Below are 21,828 nucleotides of genomic sequence, written 5' to 3' on the forward strand. Positions count from 1 at the left end.
GGGGTGGCGGGGGAGGGGGTGTGGGGGGAGGGTGGGCGTTGCGCCGGGATCGCCGGGCCGGTGACCAGTTCCAGTCCGTGCGGCAGTCCGGTCAACTCGGCCCGCCCGGTGGCGTCGACGGTGACGTCGACCTGCGCCCCGGCGATCCGCAGGCCGCGCGCGGTGATCGGGCCGAACGGCGTACCCGCCATCGGCCGGAGGTGCACCCGGCCGGCCGGTACGTCTGGTCGCAGGCCGATCGCCTGGTGCAGGACGGTGACGGCAGCGGCGGCCGACCAGGCTTGCGGTACGCAGGCGGCCGGATAGGGGACGGGTCGGCCGAGGAGTGTGCGGTCGTCGCCGCTGTAGAGTTCGGGCAGCCGCCAGTTCAGCGACTCGGCGGCGGTCAGCAACCCGTCGGCGAGCTCGGCGGCGGCCTCGTCGAACCCGGCGGCGGCCAGCCCAGCCAGCACGATTGCGGTGTCGTGCGACCAGATCGAACCGCAGTGGTATGACAGTGGGCTGAACCCGGTGTCGGAGCCGGACATCGTGCGAATGCCGAAGCCGCCGGTCATCTCGGGGGTGGCGAGCACCGCCGCCACCCGCGCCTCCTCCGCGTCGGACAGCAGGCCGGTGCCGAGCAGGTGGCCGATGTTGCTGGTCAACGAGTCCACCGCACGCTTGTCGCCGTCCAGCGCCAGAGCCGGGTGGGGACCCTGGGGGCCGTCCACCCAGAACCGATCCCGGAACCGGACGGCCAGGTCGCCGGCGTAGTCGCGCCACCGTTGGGCGCCCGGCCGGCCGAACGCGTCGAGCAGTGCCGCCCCGGCGAGCGCGGCCTGGTGGGCGTACCCCTGCACCTCGACGAGCGCGATCGGTGACCGGCCCTGGCTGCCGTCGCGGAACCGGACCGCGTCGCCGGAGTCCTTCCAGCCCTGGTTGGCGAGCCCTCGTCCGCTGGTGTCGACGTATTCGACGAAGCCGTCGCCGTCCGGGTCGGCGTGCTCGCCGAGCCAGCGCAGCGCCGACTCCAGATGCGGGAGCAACTCGGCCACCTCCTCGGTCGGCATGCCCCAGCGCCAGGCGTCGTGCAGCAGGGTCACCCAGAGCAGGGTCCCGTCCACGCTGCCGTAGTAGGCGGCGGGAAGGTGGAGGCCGCCATCGACGTGGGTGGACTCGTGGCGACGCAGTTCGTGCAGGATCTTGCCGGGCGCCTCGCCGGATTGCGGGTCGACCCGCTCGCCCTGCCGCCGGGCGAGCACCCGCAACGTGCTGGCAGCCAGTTCGGTGCCGAGCGGCAGCATCATCCGGGCGGCCCACATGCTGTCCCGCCCGAACAGGGTGAGGAACCAGGGCACGCCGGCGCCGAGGAAGACCTCGTCCGGCCGGGCGGCCTCGGCCAGCCGGAGTCCGCGCAGGTCGGCCAGGGACCGGTCGAGCAGGCGGACCAGCCGGTGGTCACCGGCGGTCACCGCCGGCCGTGCCCAGGCGGGTTCGCCGGGCACGTGCACCACGACCGCGGCGGAGTCGTCGGCGCGCAGGCTCCACCGCAGGGTGGTACGCCCACCGGGCGACAGGTCGACGGCCCACGTCAACCGGTCGGGATCGGCCTCGGCGGTGGCGCCGTCGCTCCCGCCGTCGCCGGTGACGGTGACGGTGACGTCGTCGGCCGACCAGGTGAGTTCGCCGGCGTGGACCTTGGCCGGCAGCGGGTCGGTCCGGCCGCCGGACTTGACCAATTCGATGGGGGCAAGGTCGGTGGCCAGGTCGAGGGTGATCCGGGCGCGGACCGGGACACTGGCGGTGGAGACGACCTGGATCTCCTCAGTCAATCCGCCGGGCACGAGCGTGCGTATCCGGTCGATGCGGACCGTCGGGTCCGGCATGTCGTCGCCGAGCCACCGGGCCAGGCCGACGAACCGTACCTCGTGCGGTCCGGTCGCGGCGTGGCCGATGGTCTCCGTTTCGCGGTCGTCGACGAGGAGTTCCGCCCGGGACAGCACCCGCGCGTCGGCGTGGAACACGCCCTGCACGCCCGCGCCGGACCGGATCTGACCGGCGGGGTCGCTCAATGAACTGGTCGGGGCGAGGACCACGCTGACGAGGTCGTGCAGGAGGGGCTGAAGGAGGCGCTGTGGCACGGGGGCTCCTGACGCGTCTGGGGGAACGGGTCCGGGAACGGAAGTCTTGACAGAACGTTCCGGTCGGTGCAAAGTGCGAACCATTCCAGGGACTTGAACGATCCAATGATGCCGCACCCTGGTTTGAACGTTCAAGAGCAGAGGGGGTTTCGATGGCGGAGAAGGTCACCATCGCGACCGTGGCCCGGCAGGCTCGGGTCAGTCGGCAGACGGTGTCCAACGTCATCAACAGCCCACACCTGGTACGGCAGGAGACCCGGGACCGGGTGCAGGCGGCCATCACGGCCCTTGGCTACCGCGCGAACCAAGCCGCCCGGCAGATGCGTACGGGTCGGTCCCGGCTCATCGCCGTGCGGATCGAGCCGACCCGCGACGGGATCAACGGGTCAGTGCTGGACCGGTTCCTGCACGGGCTCACCGAGAGCGCGGAGGTCGCCGGCTACCGCCTGATGCTCTACACCGCGACCGACGACACCTCGGAGATCGGCGCCTTCGACGACCTGCTCGCCGCGTACGACCTGGACGCCTTCGTGCTGACCGGCACCGACCACGGCGACGCACGGACCGCCTGGCTGACCGAGCGGGACGTGCCGTTCGTGACCTTCGGCCGACCGTGGGACAGCCCCGAGCGGTACTGCTGGGTGGACGTAGACGGTGCGTCGGGCACGGCCCAGGCCACCCGCCGGTTGCTCGCCACCGGTCATCGGCGGATCGGCTACCTCGGCTGGCCGGCCGGATCGGGTGTAGGTGACGACCGCCGAGTCGGTTGGCTGACCGCGCTGCGGGAAGCGGGCATCGAACCCCCTCCCGACCTCGACCGGCAGACCCCGGACGGCATCGAGGACGGCGAGGCCGTCGCCCGGGACCTGCTCCGGGCGGCCGACCCGCCGACCGCTCTGGTCTGCGCCAGCGACTCGCTGGCCCTCGGGGCACTGCAGGCGGTCCGCACCCTGGACCGGGCCGTCGCGGTGACCGGTTTCGACGACACCCCGGTCGCCCGGGCGGTGGGGCTGACCAGCGTCAGTCAGCCGCTCCCCCAGGCGGCGGCGCACTGCGTGCGCCTCCTCACCACCGTGCTCGACGGTAGCCGTGCGGCCACGCCGGCCCATGTGCTGCTCCAGCCGTCACTGGTTCTGCGCCAGACGGCCTGACCCAACCATCCCCCACCAGGAGAACGACATGTCAGTGACGAGGTTCCTCCCCCGGACAGCCGTGGCCGGCCTGGCCGCGGCGGTGCTGCTCGGCACCGCCGCCTGCGGCAGTGGCTTCGACGACGACAAGAGCGACACCGGCCAGGAGAGCGGGCCGGCCTCGCTGCAGATCCTGATCGGCTCGTCCGGGGCCGCGGAGACCAAGGCCGTGCAGGACGCCGCCGCCAAGTGGGCCAGTTCGTCGGGCAACCAGGCAACCGTCACCCCGGCGCAGGACCTCACCCAGCAACTGGGTCAGTCTCTCGCCGGGGGTACCCCGCCCGACGTGTTCTATCTCGACGCGGCCCGGTTCGCCGACTACGCCTCCGTGGGCGCCCTGGAGCCGTACGGCGACAAGGTGAGCAACCCGGACGACTTCTACGAGAGCCTGCGGCAGGCGTTCACATACGAGGGCAAGCTGTACTGCGCGCCGAAGGACTTCTCCACCCTCGCCCTCCAGATCAACACGGACCTGTGGCAGAAGGCCGGCCTCACCGACGCCGACATTCCGACCAACTGGGAGACGCTGACCGCGGCGGCGCAGAAGCTCAAGGCCAAGGGGATCACCCCGCTGGCGCTCGGCGACACCCGTGACCGGGTCGGTGCCTTCATGGTGCAGGCCGGCGGCTGGCTGATCAGTGAGGACGGCAAGCAGGCGACGGCGGACAGCCCGGAGAACCTGCAGGCACTCCAGTACGTCAAGTCGCTGCTCACCTCGGGCCTCGCCCAGTACCCGAAGCAACTCGACGCCGGCTGGCCCGGGGAGGCGTTCGGCAAGGGTTCGACGGCGATGGTCATCGAGGGCAACTGGATCAAGGGCGCGCTGCAGACCGACTTCCCGAACGTCAAGTACACCGTCCACCCGCTGCCCGCCGGCCCGAAGGGCGAGGGAACCCTGTCCTTCACCCAGTGCTGGGGCATCGCCGCCAAGAGCAAGCACAAGGACCAGGCGATCAAGTTCGTCGAAGCGATGACCGCCGGTGACCAGCAGATGGAGTTCGCCAAGGCGTTCGGCGTGATGCCGTCCCGGCAGTCGGTGCGCGACCAGTACAGCCAGGCGTTCCCGGCGGACAAGCCGTTCCTCGACGGCGCCGACTACGCCCAGGGCCCGGTGAACGCCCCCAAGATGGACAGCGTGCTGTCCGACTTCGACACCGGAATCACCGGCCTGCCCTCGGGTGATCCCAAGGACCTGCTGGCCCGGATGCAGAAGAACATGGAAGCCGCCCTCAAGGGCTGAACCGGTGTGAGGAGGGGCCGCTTCCGGTAAGCGAAAGAAGGGCCCTTCCTCAACCCGCGAAGGGTGATCCATGGCAATCGACGTGTTACCCGCTCAAGGCGGGGCGGACCGCAACGGGCAGCGCCGCCCCGGCAGACCGACCGGGTTCGGCCGCGGCGTCCGGCGCAACGAGCAGGTCGCCGGATGGCTGTTCGTGGCCCCGGTGATCCTGATTCTCGGCCTGTTCCTGGTGCTGCCGATCCTGATGGCGCTCTGGGTGAGCCTGACCGGCTGGAATGGTCAGGGCAGCCCGTTCACCAGCGAGGTGCCGTTCGTCGGCGCCGAGAACTACACGAAGTTGTTCACCGAGGACGGGCTCGCCCGGCGGGACTTCATGACCGCCATCCGCAACAACATCTACTACGTCGCCCTCGTCGTTCCGCTGCAGACCGTGCTCGCCCTCGGCTTGGCCCTCGTGGTCAACAACCGGATGCTGCGCGGCAAGTCGTTCTTCCGTACCGCCTTCTACTTTCCCTCGGTCACCAGCTCGGTGGCGATCAGCGTGGTCTTCCTGTTCATGTTCGCCAACAGCGGCGCGGTCAATGGTCTGCTGTCGATGGTCGGTATCAAGGGCCCGCAGTGGTTCGCCGACGCCCGTGGACTGCTGCACCTGCTGCTCGGAGTGTTCGGCGTGGACACCGCGCCGGCCGCGCTGGCCGGCGGTGGGCCGTTCGGCCTGACCTGGTGGGAGTGGCTGTCCGGGCCGAGCGTGGCGATGTGCGCGATAATTGCCCTGGTGGTGTGGACGACCTCCGGCACGTTCATGCTGATGTTCCTGGCCGCGTTGCAGAACGTGCCGGTGGCGCTGGACGAGGCCAGCACGCTGGACGGCGCCTCCCGGTGGCAACGACTGCGCTACGTCACCCTGCCGATGATCAAACCCACGATGTTCCTGGTGCTGACACTCGGGCTGATCGGCACCTGGCAGGTCTTCGACCAGATCTACGTGATGAGCCAGGGTGACCCGGCGAAGACCACCCTCACCCCGGCTTACCTGTCGTACCGCACCGCGTTCCGGGACTTCGACTACGGCACCGGCGCGGCGATCTCGTTCATTCTGTTCCTGATCATCATCGGGCTCACCCTGCTCCAGCGTCGGGTCATGCGTGACCGGGACGAGCCGCGCTCGCGGTGGTGGCGGCGCGGCGCCCGGCCGGGCGCGGGGAGGTCCTGACATGGCCATCGCCACCGATCCACCGCGGACGCAGAGCCCGCCATCAGCGCCGGACCACGGCCGGCGGCGGCCGCGCGGGCTTGTCAACACCTTCGTCGGGTACGCCATCCTGGTCTTCTTCGGGTTGGTGTTCCTCTACCCGTTCGTCATCCAGATCGGCAACTCCTTCAAGACCGAATCGGACGCGGCGGCGAACCCGCTCTCGCCGTTCCCCGGTCCGGTCGACCTCACCAGCTTCGAGAAGATCTTCGCGGGCACGAACTTCCCGCTCTGGATGGGCAATTCGCTGCTGGTGACGATCATCGTCACGATCGGTCGGGTGTTCCTCGCCTCGCTGGCCGGCTACGCCCTGGCGCGGCTGCGGTTCCGGGGCCGGTCCGCGGTCTTCGCCGGCGTCATCGCGGTGATTGCGGTGCCCGGTGTGGTGCTGCTGATCCCGAAGTTCCTGGTGCTCAACCAGCTCGGCATCTACAACAGCTACACCGGGCTGATCCTGCCGCTGCTTGTCGACGCGGCGCAGGTGTTCATCATGAAGCAGTTCTTCGAGTCGGTCCCGGTAAGCGTCGAGGAGGCGGCGAGGATCGACGGGGCTGGCGTCTTCCGGACCTACTGGTCGGTGGTGCTGCCGATGGCCCGGCCAGCCCTGATCACGGTCACCATCCTGGCCTTCCAGGGCTCCTGGAACGAGTTCCCGCACTCCCTGGTGGCGGTGCAGGATCCGGACCTGTTCACCCTGCCGCGCGGGCTCGCCGACCTGGTCAGCGGCTCACTCGGCCAGGGTACGCAGTATCCGCTCAAGCTCGGCGCGGCGCTGCTCGCCACCATCCCGGTCGCGGTGATCTTCGTGATCTTCCAGCGGTACTTCGTCCGGGGCGCTAACGAGGGCGCCGACAAGGGCTGACCGGTCGGGGACCGGCGGTCGCACCGCCGCCGGTCCCCGCCGGACCGTCGCGGACCGGTAACGGCTCGGCCCGTGATGAGTGGCGTCCCGCTGTCGGACGGCTACCGGTCGGCCGGCGGCTCGTTTTCCGGTGCCTCGGCCGGTGGTTCGCTCTGCGGTGCCTCGGCCGGCGATTCGGTCTGCGGCGCCTCGGTTTCCGGTGCCTCGGTCGGCACCGTCACGTGCAGCCGAACCTGGGGGACCAGCATGTCGTCCACGTCGAGCGCGCGGCCGGCGCCGTCGGGCTCCCAGCCGGCGCTGGTGAGGAACTTCCGGGTCGCCTGGTCACCGTCGAACACCCAGGCCACTGCCGAGGTCAGGCCGTCGCCGCGCCACAGGTCCACGGTCGCGGCGAGCAGCCGGCTGCCGTGCCCGCGCCGGCCCCACCGTGGCTCGACCAGCAGATCGGTCACCGCCGCCATGCCGCTGCCCAGCCCGTCAGCCGGTTCGTTGGGGGCGAGGGCCTGTTCGTCGGCCGGGCCGGATGCGGCAAATCCCACCAGATACGATTGTTCGGCCTGCTCGACGGCTACCAGAACGCGGTGCCGGTCCGACGGGGGCGCTTCGACCGCGGCGCGCCACCGCTCGGTCAGAAACGCCTCGTCCAGCTCGTCGAGCACGTGCCTCGGCAACAGCCGGCGATAGGCGACCCGCCAGGTCGCGAGCTGGATGCGTGCGATCTCGCCGGCGTCGGATGGACGCGCCGGGCGGACGTACCCGAGAGCCATGACTGGTGAGCGTACGGACGCGAGGGGAGCGACGATGGCGCAGGGGGTCCGCCGACCCGGATCGGCCGGGCCGCTGTCCGGGCGCCGGCGCCAGGTCGCGATCGTGCTCGGGCTCGCCGTGATCACCACGGTGTTCGCCGCCGTCGTTTCGGAACGACACGGCTTCTTCGACCTCAAGGTCTATTCCGGCGCGATCCGTTACTGGGTCCGCGACGGTGGCCAGATCTACGACTTCCTCAAGCCCAACAGCACGTACGGCTTCACCTATCCGCCGTTCGCCGCCCTCACCATGCTGCCGATGGCGTACCTGCCGTGGCATGTGGTGATCGTGCTCAGCGTGCTGGCCACCGTGCTGGTCACGCTCCTCCTGCTGGTCTGGCTGGTCGGCCCGCTGGCCCGGCGGGCGGGCTGGACCGGTTGGTTCGCCGTCGCGGTGGCCGCGGCCCTGGTGATCGCGTACGAGCCGATGCGGGAGACGGTCACCTTCGGCCAGGTGAACATGTTGTTGCTCGGGCTGGTGGCGGCCGACCTCCTGTTGCTGGCGAGCGCGAGGAGTGAGCCGGGTTTGCGAGCCTCGCAGTCGCGAGCGGACGGCGGCTCCATCGCGGAACGGACGCCGACCGGCCCGACGGTGCCCGCCGGGTGGCGGCGGTGGGCCGGCGTGGGCATCGGGCTGGCCACCGCGATCAAGCTGACGCCCGGCATCTTCATCGTCTATCTGCTGGTCACTCGACGCTGGCGGGCGGCGTTCGTGGCGTCCGGCACCGCCGCGGTCGCCACCGTCCTCGCCGGTGCCGTCGCTCCGGATGCTTCCCGGGCGTTCTGGACCGAGGCGCTGTGGAACACCGACCGGGTTGGTTCGCTGGCCTTCATCTCCAACCAGTCCCTGCAGGGCATGGTGGCCCGGTTGAACCCGCTCGAACCGAGCACCCCGGCCTGGCTGCTGCTGGTGCTGGTGACCCTGGTGGTCTGGGCGTGGCGGTCGCGCACCGCGGTGGCCGCCGGCGACGAGGCGACCGGCCTGGCCCTGACCGGTGTGGTCCAGTGTCTGGTGAGCCCGGTCACCTGGGTTCACCACCTGGTCTGGCTGCTGCCGGCGATCGTGCTGCTTGTCGACAACGCGGTGCGCACGCCGGAACGGCGCCGGCGGCGGATCCTGCTGGTCTTCGCGGCGGTGGTTTATCTCTTGCTGTGCAGCCGGCTGGTCTGGTGGTGGGAGGACGGCGCGAGCGGTGTCACCGGGTTCCTGGGCAGCAACGCGTATGTCTGGGCCAGCCTGGCCCTGCTCGTGGGCCTGCCCGTGCGGGACCGGTCCGCGTCAGCCGAGCCGGCCGGTGTATCGGATCTCCGCCAGCCCCAGCGGGGAACGGCCTCCGGAGCGCTTGATTTCGTAGCGGGAGCGTTCGCCGTCCGCGACCATCCCCGCCCTCTCGTAGAACGCTCGGGCCCGCCGGTTGTCCTCCAGCACCCACAGCCGCAGCTCCGTCCAGCCGCGCTCGGCCAGCGCCGCCCGCGCCGCGGCGAACAGGGCCCGCCCGGTGCCGTTGCCCCAGCGTGACGGTTCGACGTAGAGACCCAGGATCTCGGCGTACGCCGGGTCGAGCCGGTCCCGGTCCTGATCGATGCGGTACGGCCCGAACGTGACGAATCCGGCGACGGCTGGGCCGTCCTCGACGACGAGGGTGGTGAACGGATGGTCGGCCGCCGCGGTGCCCAAGTCCCGTCGGCGCTGCGCCCACGCCGCCGGGTTGAGCAGGTTGAGCGTCTCGTCGGGGATGATTCCGGCGTAGCCGGTCTGCCACGCGCGCACATGCGTCGCGGCGATGGCCGCCGCGTCGTCCGGGGTCTCCCGGCGGATCGTCACCACCCGTCCCGTTGTAGCCGTCCCGCCCGCCCCAGGTCCAGCCCATTCCTCCCGGCGCGCCCCCACCCCACCCTTCCCCGCGATCTTGCATGTCGGGTTGGCGATACGCGCCAATTCGACCGTTCCGGGGGAGCCGGAAGTGCAAGATCGCGAGGGAAAGGGTCGGGGGGATCGGTTAGCGTGCTGGTCGATGGCCGTAATCGAGGAATTTTCCCCCGCGCAGGTGCGCCGGATCGCGCTGGCCGCCCAGGGCTTCGCCGATCCCGCGCCGACCGGCGTGCCGACGCGCCGGCACCTGCGCCGGGTGCTCGGCCGCACCGGCGTGCTCCAGGTCGACTCGGTGAACGTGCTCCAGCGGGCGCACTACCTGCCGATGTACAGCCGGCTCGGGCCCTATCCGACAGAGTTGCTCGATCGGGCCGCCTACCGGGCACCCCGAGACCTTTTCGAATACTGGGCGCACGAGGCGTCGCTGGTGCCGGTCGAGCTGCACCCGGCGTTGCGCTGGCGGATGGCCAAGGCTCGCACCCATGCCTGGGGATGGATGCGCACGATCGCCGTGGAGCAGCCGGACCTGGTGAACTGGGTACGCGAGGAGGTGGCCGCCCGGGGTCCGCTGACGGCCGCCGAGATCGAGCACGACGTTCCCCGGGTGACCGGCAACTGGGGCTGGAACTGGTCGGTGGTCAAACGGGCCCTCGAGTACCTGTTCTGGGCGGGGGAGGTGACGGCGGCGGGGCGTACCAGCTCCTTCGCCAGGCTGTACGACGTACCGGAGCGGGTATTGCCGGCGGCGGTGCTGGCGGCGCCCACCCCGAGCGACACCGAGGCGTACCGGAGGCTGGTGGCCGGGGCGGCGCGGTCGCTGGGGGTGGCCGCGGAGCCCGAGCTGCGCGACTACTTCCGGTTGCCGGCGGAGGTCGTCCGGCCCGCGATCGCCGACCTGGTCGAGGCGGGGGAACTGCGTCCGGTGCGGGTGCGGGGCTGGCGGATGCCGGCCTACCTGCACGCGGAGGCGCGGCTGCCCCGGTGGATCCGGGCCAGCACACTGGTGAGCCCGTTCGATCCGCTGGTCTGGGAACGGGCCCGCGCCGAGCGGCTGTTCGACTTCAGCTACCGGATCGAGATCTACGTTCCGGCGCCGCGCCGGGTGTACGGCTACTACGTGCTGCCGTTCCTGCACGGGGACCGGTTCGTGGCCCGGGTCGATCTCAAGGCCGACCGCAAGGTGGGAGTCCTGCTGGTGCCGGCGGCCTGGGCGGAGCCGGGGGTCGATCCGGGGGAGACGGCGGAGGCGCTCGCCGCCGAGCTGCACCGGCTGGCCGGTTGGCTGGGCCTGAGCGCGGTCGCGCCGCCGGTACGCGGTGATCTCGCGGCACCCCTGGCGGCCGCACTGACCCGCGCCGCCGGTGTACCGTGAGCGCGAGCTGGTTTTGCGAGCCCTGCGGTAGCGAGCGAGAGGGTGACCGTGAGCGCGCGGAGTGAGCCGGGTTTGCGAGGTGAGGGGGAGATGGCGAACGTGGGACAGTCGATCGGCCATGACACCGGTCCGGGCGAGGCTCTCGCGCATCCCGTCGCCGACCCGACCGGGCCCGAGCGCGCCGCTCCCGAGCACACCGCGTTCGAAGCCGGCGGTCCCGGACACGCCGTGCCCGGCGCGGGCCACCCCCATTACGCCGCGCCCGGCCACCCCCATTTCGCCGCGCCCGGTCACCCCGCACAGCAGGCGGAGCGGGACCGGCTGACCCGGTTGGTGCTGCGGATGCACGCCCGAGCACCGCGCTGGGTGGTGCCGCTGGCCGCGCTCGGTTGTATCGGTGCGGCGATGGGCTACACCCTGCTGAGCAACCCGACGGTCAGCGCGCCCGACGCCGCCCCCACCTGCCTGCTCAAGTTGACCACCGGCTTGGACTGTCCGGGCTGCGGCGGCACCCGGGCGATGTGGTATCTGTTGCACGGCGACCTGCCGGCGGCGGCCCGGCACCACCTGGTCTGGGTGTTCGTGTTGCCGTTCCTGATCTACCTCTATGTCGCGTGGGCGGTGGAGCGGGTGTGGGGCCGGCAACTGCCCAAGCTGCGGATCACCCCGCGGGCCCTCGGCTTCGGGCTGGCCGCCTGGGCGGTCTTCACGGTGGCCCGCAATCTGCCCTGGGCGCCGTTCACCGCCTTCTACGTCTAGGGGGAGTGTCGAGGGGCGGCGGAGCTGACCCCGGTCCGATCCCCGACCGGTCGGGGCCGGCCCCAGCGACGAGCTACCGGGGCCGGCGACGACCGGGTCAGCCGTTCGGACTCGGCCGGTCGACGATCTCGACGTTGGTGACCACGAGCCGCTGGATGGTCCCCTTCTTCACCTGTACGGTGCCGTCGTCCCCGTTGAGGGCCTAGCCGCCGATCTGGTACGCGCGCAGCACGGTCTGCTCGACGGTGTTGCCGTCGGTGTCGGTGGCCCTGGCCCGCAGCGACGCGTAACCCTTCGCCGGGTTCGTGACCCGGACGGTCCAGCGGTCACCGTCCCGGGCGACGGCCGCTGGCCGCCAGGTCGTCCCGTCGTCGTAGGAGACGTCCACGGCGAACGAGGCGACGGCCACCTCGTCGGTGCCCTGCCGTTCGACGTGGGCCGGGAAGGCGAACTGACCGGCGGGAGCCTGGTTCCGCAGCGTCACCGCCGGGTCGAACCGGGCCGTCAGCAGTGGTAGGACGGCCGCCTCCTGGGCCGCCGAGGAGCGGAAGGTCCACGCGGCGGACACCTCGGTCGACAGCGGCCACCAGTCGACCGCCCGGCCGGTGGTCGCGACCAGCCGGTACGTCGCCGCGTCGTCGGGTACGTCGAACCGGGCGGCGTCGGGCCTCGGCTCGGTCCGCACCAGCGTCCCGTTCCGGTAGAGGCCGATCGAGCCGGTGTCCGTGCCGTCACCGGGAAACGGCACCCGGGCCCGGCCGGCGGCGTCACCGTACATCGGCAGGATCACGTCGATCGCGCCGTTCTTGCGCCAGGCCCACGGCCTCGGTCCGTCGAAGGTGCCGGTGGCGCCGCGGAAGGTCGGTCCGGCGACCGCCTTGTTCCACACGATCCGGTGCTCACGGCCGGCCACAAGCTGGCGCGTGTCGCGCAGCGAGTCCGCGGCGCCGTGCCTGCCGCTGCTCTCCAACTCCCAGGTCCCGGGGGTGAAGTACTCGGTGCGTTCCTGCGGGACCCGCACCGGATGTGACCAACCGGCGTCCAGGGAGGTGCCGAAGAACGGGGTCGCCGCCCGGTAGTTGCGCACGGATTCCGGTTCGTTGTCGTGATAGGCGGTCCGTACCGCGGCGAGATCCCGCGTCCGTGGCTTGTGGACCTGGGCCGAGGTGAGCTTGCCCCGCACCCCGTACGCCAACTCGTAGCGGAGTTTGGTCTCCGGGCGGCTGGCGTACGACACCGTGGCTTCGCCGGCCTTGACGAGGTCGGCGAACCGGCGAGCGGTCTCGCCGTAACCGACAAGCGCCGGCACCGGCTCGGCCATCCGCTGTCCGGTGGTGCGCGGGCCGGCGCCCTCGGCCACCTGGGTGATCAGCGTCAGCCGACCCCCGGCCTCCTTGACGGCGGTGGCCCGCCGGAGTAGCTCGTCCTCGCCAGTGTCGCCGGGGACCTCGATCACCACCAGCTTGCCCTTGGCGTCGATTGTCGCCAGATCCTCGGGTGTGCCACCGCCGCCGTACACGGCGGGCAGGATGAGCGACTCGGCCGGCATGGTCGCGGCGAACAGCCAGCCGACCGCCACCTCGAACCGCTGCGGGCCGTCGGCGAACAGCTCCACGGTCGGCTCCGTCGCCCTCCGGGCCTGCCCGAAGGCGAAGCTCGGCGAGCTGGTGCCGGGTACGGTCGCCGCGAACGTCTCGTCGAAACGGGGATCCACGGCGCCGAGGAGGTTCTGGGGACAACCGCAATCGGCGACCATGGAGTGCACCGAGACCATGTAGCCGCCACCCCGGGCATCAGGGTTGTCGGGATTGGCGGACACCGGCTTGCCGTCCCGGGCGTCGAGGGTGACCGCCCGGGTCCGGTCGATCTTCAGCTCCGGATGGGAGATGAAACTGATCGACGGATCCTGCCCGGCTCGCGGGGTCTTGATGGTGCCGTGGATGGCGTAACGGCCGGCCGGTAGCCGTACCGTGCCCGGGGGACCCCAGTAGAAGACTCCATCGCGATCAAGGTTGATGATCGACACGCTCGCGTAATCGGCCGCGGGCGGGATGGCTCCGGACCGGTTGATCAGGTTGACCGTCAGGTCGTACGCCTCCGCCTCCTGCCGCACCGACAGCGCGGTCCGGGTGCCGATCGTGCCGTCCGCGGCGCGGGCGACCAGCGTCCCGCCGTACGTGCCGGCGGCACCGTCCCGACCAGTCGCCGTCACCTGCACCGAGGCGCTTCCCCGCGCCGGAACGGTCACCGACGTGGCCGACAGTCCGAGGAGTCCGGTCGGAGCCGGCTGCCCGTCGTCTCTGGTGAGCGTCGTCGTGAGGGCCAGGGTCACCGGCGCGGACCCGCTGTTGTGCCAGGTGACCGTGTTCTTCTGGGCCTGACCCAGGTTCGGCCACCGCAGGAACGCGGACACGCTGCCGGTCGCGGTGACCGGCTGGCCGGTCGCCCGGGCCACGTCCACCCGGCCGGTGCCCACCGCGAACGGCCCCGCACCGGCAACCTCGGCCGCGGTGCTCATCAACGCCGACTTGATCCGCTCCGCCGTCCAGTCCGGATGCTGCTGCGCGATCAGCGCCGCGGCACCGGCCACGTGCGGCGCGGCCATCGACGTGCCATCCAACTGCTGGTAGGCGTCGCCGACCGGCGTGCCGCTCGGCGGCACACCGTCCGGCCGCGCCGCCACGATTCCCTCACCGGGAGCGGCCACCTCCGGCTTCACCGACCCGTCCCCACGGCGGGGACCCCGGCTGGAGAACGGGCTGAGCTGGTCGTGCTTGTTCACGCTGCCCACCGCCAGCGCCATGTCGGCCGCGGCCGGGATGGTCACCGTCTCGTCGGCCCCGTCGTTGCCCGCACTCGCGACGAACAGCGTGCCGTAGTCGCGGGTCAGTTCGTTGACCACCGCGGACACCGGGTCGTTGCCGTCCGTGGCGTCGCCGCCCAGGCTCATGTTCACCACGGTGGCCCGGACGTCCGCCGCCGCCCACCGCATGCCTTCAATGATCACGTCGAAGGACGCGTAACCGTCGTCGTTGAGCACCTTGCCGACTGCGAGGCTCGCGCCCGGCGCCACCCCCCGGTATCGGCCGCCCGAGGCGGCTCCCGAACCGGCGATGGTGGAGGCGACGTGGGTGCCGTGTCCGTGACCGTCCTCGACGCTGCCCTTGCCGGAGAAGTCCTTCGATCGCGCCACCTTCCCGACGAGGTCGGGGTGGTCGGTGTCGACGCCGGTGTCCAGGACGGCCACCGTCTCACCCGTGCCCGTCAGGCCCTTCGCCCAGGCGGCTGGCGCGCCGATCTGCGGCACGCTCTGCTCCAGGTTCGCCCGCACCGTGCCGTTCAGCCACACTCGCTCCACACCACCGGCCAACCGGGTCGTGGCGCCCGACTGCCGGGTGCCGGCCCGCAGTCCCCGCCAGAACTCGGCCGCGCGGGACTTCGTCACGTCGAGGGCCGCCATGTCCAGTCCCGACAGTTCCCGGCGGAGGCTCGCCCCCGGGGCGGGCGCCGAGCGGGAACTCGCCACGCCCTCCGCGTACCGCACCAGCAGCGGAGCTTTTGGGGTACGGCGGTCGTCGTAGCCCTGCCGGACCAGGCCGGTCACGTTGAACAACTCCCAGTCCAGGACATCGGCCCGCACCAGTTCAGCCGCGTCCGCGGGCAGCAGGTACCGGTCGCCACGCCGGGTCAGTTCCCGGAAGAACACCGGTTCCGACCGGCGAGCGGGCTCCACCGTCAGGTCGGTACGCCCGGCATCGGAGCGTACGAAGACCCGGTCACCGGTGATCAGGGTGACCCAGTTTCCCGTACCCGGTGCCGCGGTTGGGGCCGGCGGTGCCGCGGCGGCCTGGGTCGCCGGCAGCACGGCCGACGTGACCAGGACCGCCACCGCCAACACCCTGGCCAGACCCTTGCGTCTGATCATTTCGCTCCTTGCGTCGCCGAAAGCTGACGACTGTTGTTGCCCGCAGCCGTTCTGAGGGTTCGCGGCGACACCGCGGCACCCACCATCGGGGGAGCCATCGGCGACGGATCGACGCAAGGAGGGATCGGGAGGCACTAACTCCGCGCCGAGACCACCGGCCGGGCCTCGCGGATCCCCTGGCTGGTCGTGGCGATCACGGCCGCCCCGCCCATCACCGCCGCGAAGGCGAGCATCGCCACCATGCCGCCGAACCGGTCGAGGAGCAGGCCCGCCACCGCGGGCGCCACCGCTCCCAGCGAGGTGGCACCGAAGAAGATCACACTGAGTACCCGGCCCTGGAGCCGGTCCGGGGTGATCGCGGCCTGGTGGCCGAACAGGGCGGCGTTGCAGGCCGGGCTCAGCAGGATGGCGAGGGCCACCGGTACGGCGGCGGCCAGCGGCGGCGCCGGGACCACTCCACCGGCCAGCAGGGCACTCACCCCGGTGAGGCCGGCCAGTGCCCAGCAGATCGCGATTGTCAGGACGGAAAGCCGTACGCGTCGTTGCAGTGCCGGGGCGGCGACGGCACCGAGCAGGCCGCCCACGCCGATGATGGCCGACGCGGTGCCGATCAGCGCGGGCGGGGTGCCGTTCCGTTGCAGCACGACGATTAGCGCGAAGATGACGCCACCGACGCCGAAGTTGAGCGGCACCGCGATCAGCAGCACCGCCCGCAGGAACGGCGTGCGGAGGACGAACCGGACGCCCTCCATCAGGTCAGCGCCGTGTCCCTGCCGGGTGGTGGCGCGCGGTTGCTGCATGGGCCGGCGGATCAGCAGCACGCAGATCAGTGACAGCAGGAAGCTCACCGCGTTGCCGAGAAACGGCAATGCCCGGTCGAGTCCGAACAGCACACCACCCAGGGGTGGTCCGGCCAGTTCGGTGCCGTAGCTGCGCGCCTCGTTCCGGGCCACGGCGGCCGGTAGTTGGCCGGCCGGTACCAGGCTGGCGAGCGCGGCGTGCTGCGCCATGTCGACAATGGTGCCGGCCACGATGCCGACCAGTAGCGCGCCGATGATCAACGGCAGGCCGGCCGCGTCGGCGAGGACGGCGAGGCCCAACCCGAGGTAGGTCACCAGCCGGACGGAGTCGCTGACCAGGATCGTCCGGCGGCGGTCCAGCCGGTCCGCGAGCACGCCGGCCGGCAACCGGCAGGCCACCCCCGCCATCAGGACCACCGTGCCGACGAGGCCGGCCTGCCAGGGTGAGCCGGTCAGGGCGAGGACCAGCAGCGGCACCGCCAACCCGGACATGGAACCGCCCAGGTCGGACATGGACTGGCCGATCCACAGCAGGTTGAAGGAGCGGTTGCGCCACAGCGGCACCTCGGGCGTCGGATCGGTCCTGGGAACGGCGACGGCAGGCGCCACGCCAACCTTCGCCGCCACGCCACTCGCCGGCTCCGTCACGGGGCTCGCCGGATCTCGATGTCGCCGCTCACCGTGCGGACCTCCAGCCGGAGCTGCCCGCCGTCACCCGTGCCGGTCGGGCTGTCGGCCATGGCGAGCCGGTTGTTGACGGTGCCGGACGTGGTGTTCAGGTCGAGCCAGACGCCGGTGCCGGCGCGTATCCCAACGCCGACGTCGCCGGAGGCGGTGGCGAGCCGGACGGCACCCCGGGAAACGGTACCGACCTCGATGTCCCCGGATGCGGTGCGCGCATGGAGGTCGCCACCCGCCTCCTCCACCGCCAGATCGCCGCTGGCGAATTCGGCGCGTACGGCGCCAGCCACCCGCCGGATGCGTGCGTCGCCGGAGGCGCAGTTGATCACGAGGTCGCCGTCGACCCGGGTCAGCTGGACGTCACCGCTGGCCGTCTTTATCCGGGCCGCACCGGTCACGTGCTCGACCTCGACCTCGGACGACGCGCCGTCGATGACCAGCGAGGCGTACGTGCCGCGGCAGGTGACGTCCGCGGCGGCGGTGTCGATCCGGGCCGAGCTGTGGCCCGGTACGGCGATCCGGACCCGGATGGCACCGCCGCGGCGCAGCAGGCCGCCGTTGGCCCGGGGTGCGATGACGCTTAGCGTGTCGCCGGACATGTCGACCTTGGTCTGCTCGGCCATTTCGCGGGACTGGGCGCCGAACCCGGCCGGCTCGATGTCGACGGTGGCCGAGTCGCGCTCCTCGGCGACGACCTCGATGCTGCCGGCCGGCACCTTGACCACGAGGCTGACCGGGCCGGTGAGGGGAAATTCGAGCATGACTCCTCCAGGGTGGGATGCGGAGTGGGGTGACGGAACCGGGGTTGGCGGTTCAGGCTTGGGCGAAGCCGGTGACGCGGCGGCCGGGCCGGCCCGGCCGACCGGTCGTCGGCGGCTGGCCGTGCAGTGCCGCCGTGGCGGCGCGGACCAGCCAGTTGTTGACCGAGAGGCCGTCGGCGGCGGCGGCCCGTTCGACGCCCTCCTTGAGCGATTCGGGGAGCCGCAGCGTGATGCGGGTGACGTCGCCGGTCGGCTCGGCCGGCGGGGGAGCGGGTCGTTCCGGTGCCGCCGGCTCGTTCACCACCAGCTGCGCCTCCCGGCCGCGCAACCGGACTTCGACGGCGCCGCCGTCCATTCCGGCGGTGATCTCGGCCGCGGCGTCGGAGAGTACGTCCAGCAGGCACAACCGGATGGCCGCGTCGAGCGAGCCGGCCAGCAGGTCGGCGGCGCGGACCACGTCCGGCCCTCCGGGTGCCGCGGCGGCGGCCAGATCTCTGCGCAGTGATTCGAGGTACGGTGCCAGATCCATGACGTCATCATGACGTCATTTTGACATCAAGTCAACGGCATAAAGATGTCATGGCTGATGCTCGAAGACGCCGGCGTGCCCGGCTTTCGTCGGCGGACCGCCGGCCACTACAGTCACCAGACATGCCGGAGATCGTGCCGCCGCAGGTCAAGCTCATCGCCTGGACCCATTTCGAGGCCCCCGACGAGGTGCCGTGGTCCACGGACGCCGAGGGCGGTCAGGCGCTCGCCGAGTTCGCCGGGCGGGCCTGCTACCAGTCGTGGCGTAAGCCCAACCCGGCAACCGCCACCAACGCCGGCTACCTGGCGCACATCCTGGAGGTCGGGCACCTCTCGGTGCTCGAACACGGCAGCGTGACGTTCTACTTCACCGGCGTCTCCCGGTCGTTCACCCACGAGCTGATCCGGCACCGGCACTTCTCGTACTCCCAGCTCTCCCAGCGGTACGTCCCCGAGCGCGACGCCGCGATGGTGGAGCCGGAGGTGATCGCCGCCGATCCGGAGCTGCACAAGAGGTTCGTCGAGGCCACCGAGGCGAGCGTGCGTGCCTACACCGAACTGCTGGAGGGGCTGGAGCAACGGTTCGCCGATGTCGACAACCCGACGCTGCGCCGCAAGCAGGCCCGGCAGGCGGCCCGGGCGGTGCTGCCCAACGCCACCGAGACCCGGATCGTGGTGACCGGCAACTACCGGGCCTGGCGGCACTTCATCGCGATGCGCGCCACCGAGCAGGCGGACATCGAGATCCGGGAGCTGGCCGTGGAGTGCCTGCGGCAGCTCCAGCGGGTGGCGCCGAACGTGTTCGCCGACTTCGCGATCAGCGCGATGCCCGACGGCACGGAGATCGCCACCAGCCCGTACGCCCAGACCGCCTGAGCCACGGTCGTAGCACGCGCGGCGCCGCGACGGCCGCCGTGGGTATGTGCCGGCCGGACGCGCGGCGCCACCCGACGGACGTCCGATAGGTTGTCTGCATGACGCACCACCACCCTGTTCCCGCCGACCGAGCGGCACCGCGGCCGTTCGGGCGGCTGCTCACCGCGATGGTCACCCCCTTCACCCCGGAAGGCTCGCTCGACCTCGACGGCGCCGCCCGGCTCGCCACCTATCTGGTCGACGAGCAGGCCAACGACGCGTTGGTGATCAACGGCACCACCGGTGAGTCGCCGACCACCACCGACGCGGAGAAGGAGCGGCTGATCCGGGTCGTCGTCGAGGCGGTCGGTGGCCGCGCTCAGGTGGTCGCCGGCATCGGCACCAACGACACCCGGCACACCATCGAATTGGCCGCCGCCGCCGAGAAGGCCGGCGCGCACGGGTTGCTGCTGGTCACCCCGTACTACAACAAGCCGCCGCAGGCCGGCCTCGCCCGCCACTTCACCGCGGTCGCCGACGCCACCGACCTGCCGGTCATGCTGTACGACATCCCGCACCGCACCGGTACGGCGATCGCCACCGAGACCCTGGTCCGGCTGGCCGACCACGAGCGCATCGTGGCCGTCAAGGACGCCAAGGGTGACCTGGCCGCCACCTCCTGGGTCACCAGCCGCACCAACCTGGCGTACTACTCGGGTGAGGACGCGCTGACCCTGCCGATGCTGGCCATCGGAGGCGTCGGGCTGGTCGGGACCTCCACCCACCTCAGCGGTGCGCTGACCAAGCAGATGATCGAGGCGTACGACCGGGCCGAGGTGGTCGCCGCCAGGGAGCTGCACCGCCGGCTGCTGCCGCTGTTCACCGGCATCTTCCGGACCCAGGGCACCATCCTGGTCAAGGCCGCGATGGCGGCGGTCGGGCTGCCCGCGGGTCCGGTGCGGCCGCCGCTTGTGGACGCCACCGATGCCGAGCTGGCCCAACTCCGCGACGACTGCGCCGCCGCGGGACTGGAGCTGCCCGCATGAGTAGCGTCTCCCTCTCCATGACCGGTGGCGGCGAGCAGCGCGAGGTGCCGCCGCCGCTGCCCACCGGCGGCCTCCGCGTCATGCCGCTGGGTGGCCTCGGGGCCATCGGCCGCAACATGACCGTTTTCGAGTACGACGGCAAGCTGCTGATCGTGGACTGCGGCGTGCTCTTCCCGGACGTGGAACAGCCGGGCGTGGACCTGATCCTGCCCGACTTCGCCCCGATCCTGGACCGGCTCGCCGACGTGCAGGCGATCGTGCTTACCCACGGTCACGAGGACCACATCGGGGCGGTTCCCTACCTGCTCGCCCACAAGCCGGACATCCCGCTGGTCGGCTCGCAGTTCACGCTCGCCCTGGTCGAGGCCAAGCTGGCGGAGCGGCGGATCGAGCCGTACACGTTGACCGTGGCCGAGGGCGGCCGGGAACGGCTCGGCCCGTTCGAGTGCGAGTTCTTCGCGGTCAACCACTCCATCCCGGACGCGCTCGCGGTGGCCATCCGGACCCCGGCCGGCCTGGTGCTGCACACCGGCGACTTCAAGATGGACCAGCTGCCGCTGGACGGCCGGATCACCGACCTGGCCGGCTTCGCCCGGCTCGGTGCCGAGGGCGTGGACCTGCTGCTCTCCGACTCCACAAACGCGGAGATCCCGGGCTTCGTCACCCCGGAACGTGAGATCGGCCCGGTCCTCGACTCGATCTTCGCGAAGGCGCGCGGCCGGATCATCGTGGCCTCGTTCGCCTCGCACGTGCACCGCGTACAGCAGGTGTTGGACTCCTCGGCCGAGCACGGTCGCAAGGTGGCCTTCATCGGCCGGTCGATGGTGCGCAACATGGGCATCGCCCGCGACCTCGGGCTGCTGCGCATCCCGCCCGGCCTGGTGGTCGGCCTGGACGAGGCCGCGGCGCTGCCCCCCGACCAGATCGTGCTGATGTCCACCGGCTCGCAGGGCGAGCCGATGAGCGCCCTGGGTCGGATGTCCACCGGCGACCACCGGCACATCACCATCGCCCCGGGCGACACGGTGGTGCTGGCCAGCTCGCTCGTGCCGGGCAACGAGACCGCCGTCTACCGGGTGATCAACCAGCTCTCCCGGGCCGGCGCCAATGTGATCCACAAGGACGTCGCGAAGGTGCACGTCTCCGGCCACGCCCCCGCCGGCGAGCTGCTCTACCTGCTCAACGTCACCCGGCCGAGCAATCTCATGCCGGTGCACGGCGAATGGCGGCACCTGCGGGCACACGCCCGGCTGGGCGTGGAGTCCGGGGTCGCCGCCGACCGGGTGGTGATGTGCGAGGACGGGGATGTCGTCGACCTCATCGAGGGCCGGGCGTCGGTGGTGGGACACCTGGGCAGCCGGTACGTCTACGTGGATGGCCTGGCGGTGGGCGATGTCGGCGAATCGCTGCTCACCGAGCGGCGGATCCTCGGCGACGGGGGTTTCATCTCCGCCACCGTGGTGATCGACTCGGTGACCGGCAAGGTGGTCGGCGGCCCCACCGTGTCGGCCAAGGGGTTCTCCGACGACCCGGCGGCCTTCAACCCGGTCATTCCCCTGATCACCGAGGCTCTCGGCCGGGCCGCGGCGGACGGCATCAGCGACCCGCACCAGCTCCAGCAGGTGGTCCGGCGCACGGTCGGCCGGTGGGTCAACGACGCGTACCGCCGCCGGCCGATGATCGTGCCCACGGTGGTCGAGGTCTGAGCATCCGTACCCATGTCGCCTCCCGCCGGCCGGCCTAACGTTGCCGGCGGGA

15 protein-coding genes and 2 pseudogenes are annotated in these 21,828 nt (G+C 71.5%); 10 read left to right on the top strand and 7 right to left on the bottom strand.

Annotated features, from left to right (window positions below; all coding sequences use genetic code 11):
• On the bottom strand, positions 1 to 2,120 hold a 2,120-nt coding region (locus ACFQUZ_RS31130; protein ID WP_377448663.1), incomplete at its 3' end, for a glycogen debranching N-terminal domain-containing protein.
• A 152-nt stretch (positions 2,121 to 2,272) separates the two neighbouring features.
• Between ACFQUZ_RS31130 and ACFQUZ_RS31135 the strand changes: the two genes are divergently transcribed.
• The 4 genes from ACFQUZ_RS31135 (at position 2,273) to ACFQUZ_RS31150 (ending at position 6,664) form a co-directional block, all read left to right on the top strand.
• A complete protein-coding gene (locus ACFQUZ_RS31135; protein WP_377448665.1) occupies positions 2,273 to 3,271 on the top strand; it encodes a LacI family DNA-binding transcriptional regulator in 999 nt (332 codons plus the stop codon).
• Between the two features lie 28 nt (positions 3,272 to 3,299).
• The gene (locus ACFQUZ_RS31140) at positions 3,300 to 4,550 is read left to right on the top strand and encodes an extracellular solute-binding protein (RefSeq protein WP_377448667.1); all 1,251 of its coding nucleotides are present in this window, start codon (positions 3,300 to 3,302) and stop codon (positions 4,548 to 4,550) included.
• 70 nt (positions 4,551 to 4,620) lie between these two features.
• Positions 4,621 to 5,763 carry a carbohydrate ABC transporter permease gene (locus ACFQUZ_RS31145; RefSeq protein ID WP_377448669.1) on the top strand — a complete coding sequence of 381 codons (1,143 nt, stop codon included), beginning with the start codon at positions 4,621 to 4,623 and terminating at the stop codon, positions 5,761 to 5,763.
• Position 5,764: 1 nt separating this feature from the next.
• Positions 5,765 to 6,664 carry a carbohydrate ABC transporter permease gene (locus tag ACFQUZ_RS31150; RefSeq protein WP_377448671.1) on the top strand — a complete coding sequence of 300 codons (900 nt, stop codon included), beginning with the start codon at positions 5,765 to 5,767 and terminating at the stop codon, positions 6,662 to 6,664.
• A gap of 203 nt (positions 6,665 to 6,867) precedes the next feature.
• On the opposite strand, the pseudogene ACFQUZ_RS31155 reads toward ACFQUZ_RS31150, so the two are convergent.
• Positions 6,868 to 7,431: pseudogene (locus tag ACFQUZ_RS31155) on the bottom strand (GNAT family N-acetyltransferase); the annotation flags it as partial.
• Positions 7,432 to 7,465: 34 nt separating this feature from the next.
• On the opposite strand from ACFQUZ_RS31155, the pseudogene ACFQUZ_RS31160 reads away from it, so the two are divergent.
• Positions 7,466 to 8,800 (top strand): annotated as a pseudogene (locus tag ACFQUZ_RS31160) (glycosyltransferase 87 family protein); the annotation flags it as partial.
• Here ACFQUZ_RS31160 and ACFQUZ_RS31165 read toward each other — a convergent pair.
• A complete protein-coding gene (locus ACFQUZ_RS31165) occupies positions 8,750 to 9,361 on the bottom strand; it encodes a GNAT family N-acetyltransferase (protein WP_377448702.1) in 612 nt (203 codons plus the stop codon). The pseudogene ACFQUZ_RS31160 and the gene ACFQUZ_RS31165 overlap by 51 nt on opposite strands.
• Positions 9,362 to 9,485: 124 nt before the next feature.
• Between ACFQUZ_RS31165 and ACFQUZ_RS31170 the strand changes: the two genes are divergently transcribed.
• Positions 9,486 to 10,715 carry a winged helix-turn-helix domain-containing protein gene (locus tag ACFQUZ_RS31170; protein ID WP_377448672.1) on the top strand — a complete coding sequence of 410 codons (1,230 nt, stop codon included), beginning with the start codon at positions 9,486 to 9,488 and terminating at the stop codon, positions 10,713 to 10,715.
• Between the two features lie 90 nt (positions 10,716 to 10,805).
• Positions 10,806 to 11,474: a DUF2752 domain-containing protein gene (locus ACFQUZ_RS31175; protein ID WP_377448674.1), complete on the top strand. Its 669-nt coding sequence runs from the start codon at positions 10,806 to 10,808 to the stop codon at positions 11,472 to 11,474.
• A gap of 202 nt (positions 11,475 to 11,676) precedes the next feature.
• Here the strand turns inward: ACFQUZ_RS31175 and ACFQUZ_RS31180 are convergent, their stop codons facing one another.
• The 4 genes from ACFQUZ_RS31180 to ACFQUZ_RS31195 all read right to left on the bottom strand — a co-directional run bounded on the left by ACFQUZ_RS31180 (position 11,677) and on the right by ACFQUZ_RS31195 (position 18,170).
• Positions 11,677 to 15,399, bottom strand: a complete 3,723-nt coding sequence (locus ACFQUZ_RS31180; RefSeq protein ID WP_377448676.1) for a S8 family serine peptidase — start codon at positions 15,397 to 15,399, stop codon at positions 11,677 to 11,679.
• Between the two features lie 134 nt (positions 15,400 to 15,533).
• Positions 15,534 to 16,808: an MFS transporter gene (locus ACFQUZ_RS31185; protein WP_377448678.1), complete on the bottom strand. Its 1,275-nt coding sequence runs from the start codon at positions 16,806 to 16,808 to the stop codon at positions 15,534 to 15,536.
• Positions 16,809 to 16,843: 35 nt separating this feature from the next.
• Positions 16,844 to 17,641, bottom strand: coding sequence for a DUF4097 domain-containing protein (locus ACFQUZ_RS31190; protein ID WP_377448679.1), 798 nt, complete (start codon positions 17,639 to 17,641; stop codon positions 16,844 to 16,846).
• Positions 17,642 to 17,693: 52 nt separating this feature from the next.
• Entirely contained in the window at positions 17,694 to 18,170 is a 477-nt protein-coding gene (locus ACFQUZ_RS31195) for a hypothetical protein (protein ID WP_377448681.1), read from the bottom strand.
• A gap of 122 nt (positions 18,171 to 18,292) precedes the next feature.
• Here ACFQUZ_RS31195 and thyX point away from each other — a divergent pair, with 122 nt between their 5' ends.
• The 3 genes from thyX (at position 18,293) to ACFQUZ_RS31210 (ending at position 21,776) form a co-directional block, all read left to right on the top strand.
• Entirely contained in the window at positions 18,293 to 19,045 is a 753-nt protein-coding gene (gene thyX / locus ACFQUZ_RS31200) for an FAD-dependent thymidylate synthase (protein WP_377448683.1), read from the top strand.
• Between the two features lie 98 nt (positions 19,046 to 19,143).
• Entirely contained in the window at positions 19,144 to 20,070 is a 927-nt protein-coding gene (gene dapA, locus ACFQUZ_RS31205) for a 4-hydroxy-tetrahydrodipicolinate synthase (protein WP_377448684.1), read from the top strand.
• Positions 20,071 to 20,087: 17 nt separating this feature from the next.
• Positions 20,088 to 21,776 (top strand): ribonuclease J, encoded by a 1,689-nt coding sequence (locus ACFQUZ_RS31210; RefSeq protein ID WP_377448704.1) that lies wholly within the window; start codon positions 20,088 to 20,090, stop codon positions 21,774 to 21,776.
• Positions 21,777 to 21,828 lie beyond the last annotated feature (52 nt).

The organism is Plantactinospora sp. GCM10030261 (assembly GCF_042666615.1).
In the GTDB taxonomy this organism is placed as follows: Bacteria; Actinomycetota; Actinomycetes; order Mycobacteriales; family Micromonosporaceae; genus KBS50.

What these genes read in the sequence shown, in the direction of transcription:
- ACFQUZ_RS31135 (WP_377448665.1), top strand. Translation starts at nt 2,273, where the DNA reads ATGGCGGAGAAGGTCACCATCGCGACCGTGGCCCGGCAGGCTCGGGTC.
- ACFQUZ_RS31140 (WP_377448667.1), top strand. Translation starts at nt 3,300, where the DNA reads ATGTCAGTGACGAGGTTCCTCCCCCGGACAGCCGTGGCCGGCCTGGCC.
- ACFQUZ_RS31145 (WP_377448669.1), top strand. Translation starts at nt 4,621, where the DNA reads ATGGCAATCGACGTGTTACCCGCTCAAGGCGGGGCGGACCGCAACGGG.
- ACFQUZ_RS31150 (WP_377448671.1), top strand. Translation starts at nt 5,765, where the DNA reads ATGGCCATCGCCACCGATCCACCGCGGACGCAGAGCCCGCCATCAGCG.
- ACFQUZ_RS31170 (WP_377448672.1), top strand. Translation starts at nt 9,486, where the DNA reads ATGGCCGTAATCGAGGAATTTTCCCCCGCGCAGGTGCGCCGGATCGCG.
- ACFQUZ_RS31175 (WP_377448674.1), top strand. Translation starts at nt 10,806, where the DNA reads ATGGCGAACGTGGGACAGTCGATCGGCCATGACACCGGTCCGGGCGAG.
- ACFQUZ_RS31180 (WP_377448676.1), bottom strand. Translation starts at nt 15,399, where the DNA reads ATGATCAGACGCAAGGGTCTGGCCAGGGTGTTGGCGGTGGCGGTCCTG.
- ACFQUZ_RS31190 (WP_377448679.1), bottom strand. Translation starts at nt 17,641, where the DNA reads ATGCTCGAATTTCCCCTCACCGGCCCGGTCAGCCTCGTGGTCAAGGTG.
- ACFQUZ_RS31195 (WP_377448681.1), bottom strand. Translation starts at nt 18,170, where the DNA reads ATGGATCTGGCACCGTACCTCGAATCACTGCGCAGAGATCTGGCCGCC.
- thyX (WP_377448683.1), top strand. Translation starts at nt 18,293, where the DNA reads ATGCCGGAGATCGTGCCGCCGCAGGTCAAGCTCATCGCCTGGACCCAT.
- dapA (WP_377448684.1), top strand. Translation starts at nt 19,144, where the DNA reads ATGACGCACCACCACCCTGTTCCCGCCGACCGAGCGGCACCGCGGCCG.
- ACFQUZ_RS31210 (WP_377448704.1), top strand. Translation starts at nt 20,088, where the DNA reads ATGACCGGTGGCGGCGAGCAGCGCGAGGTGCCGCCGCCGCTGCCCACC.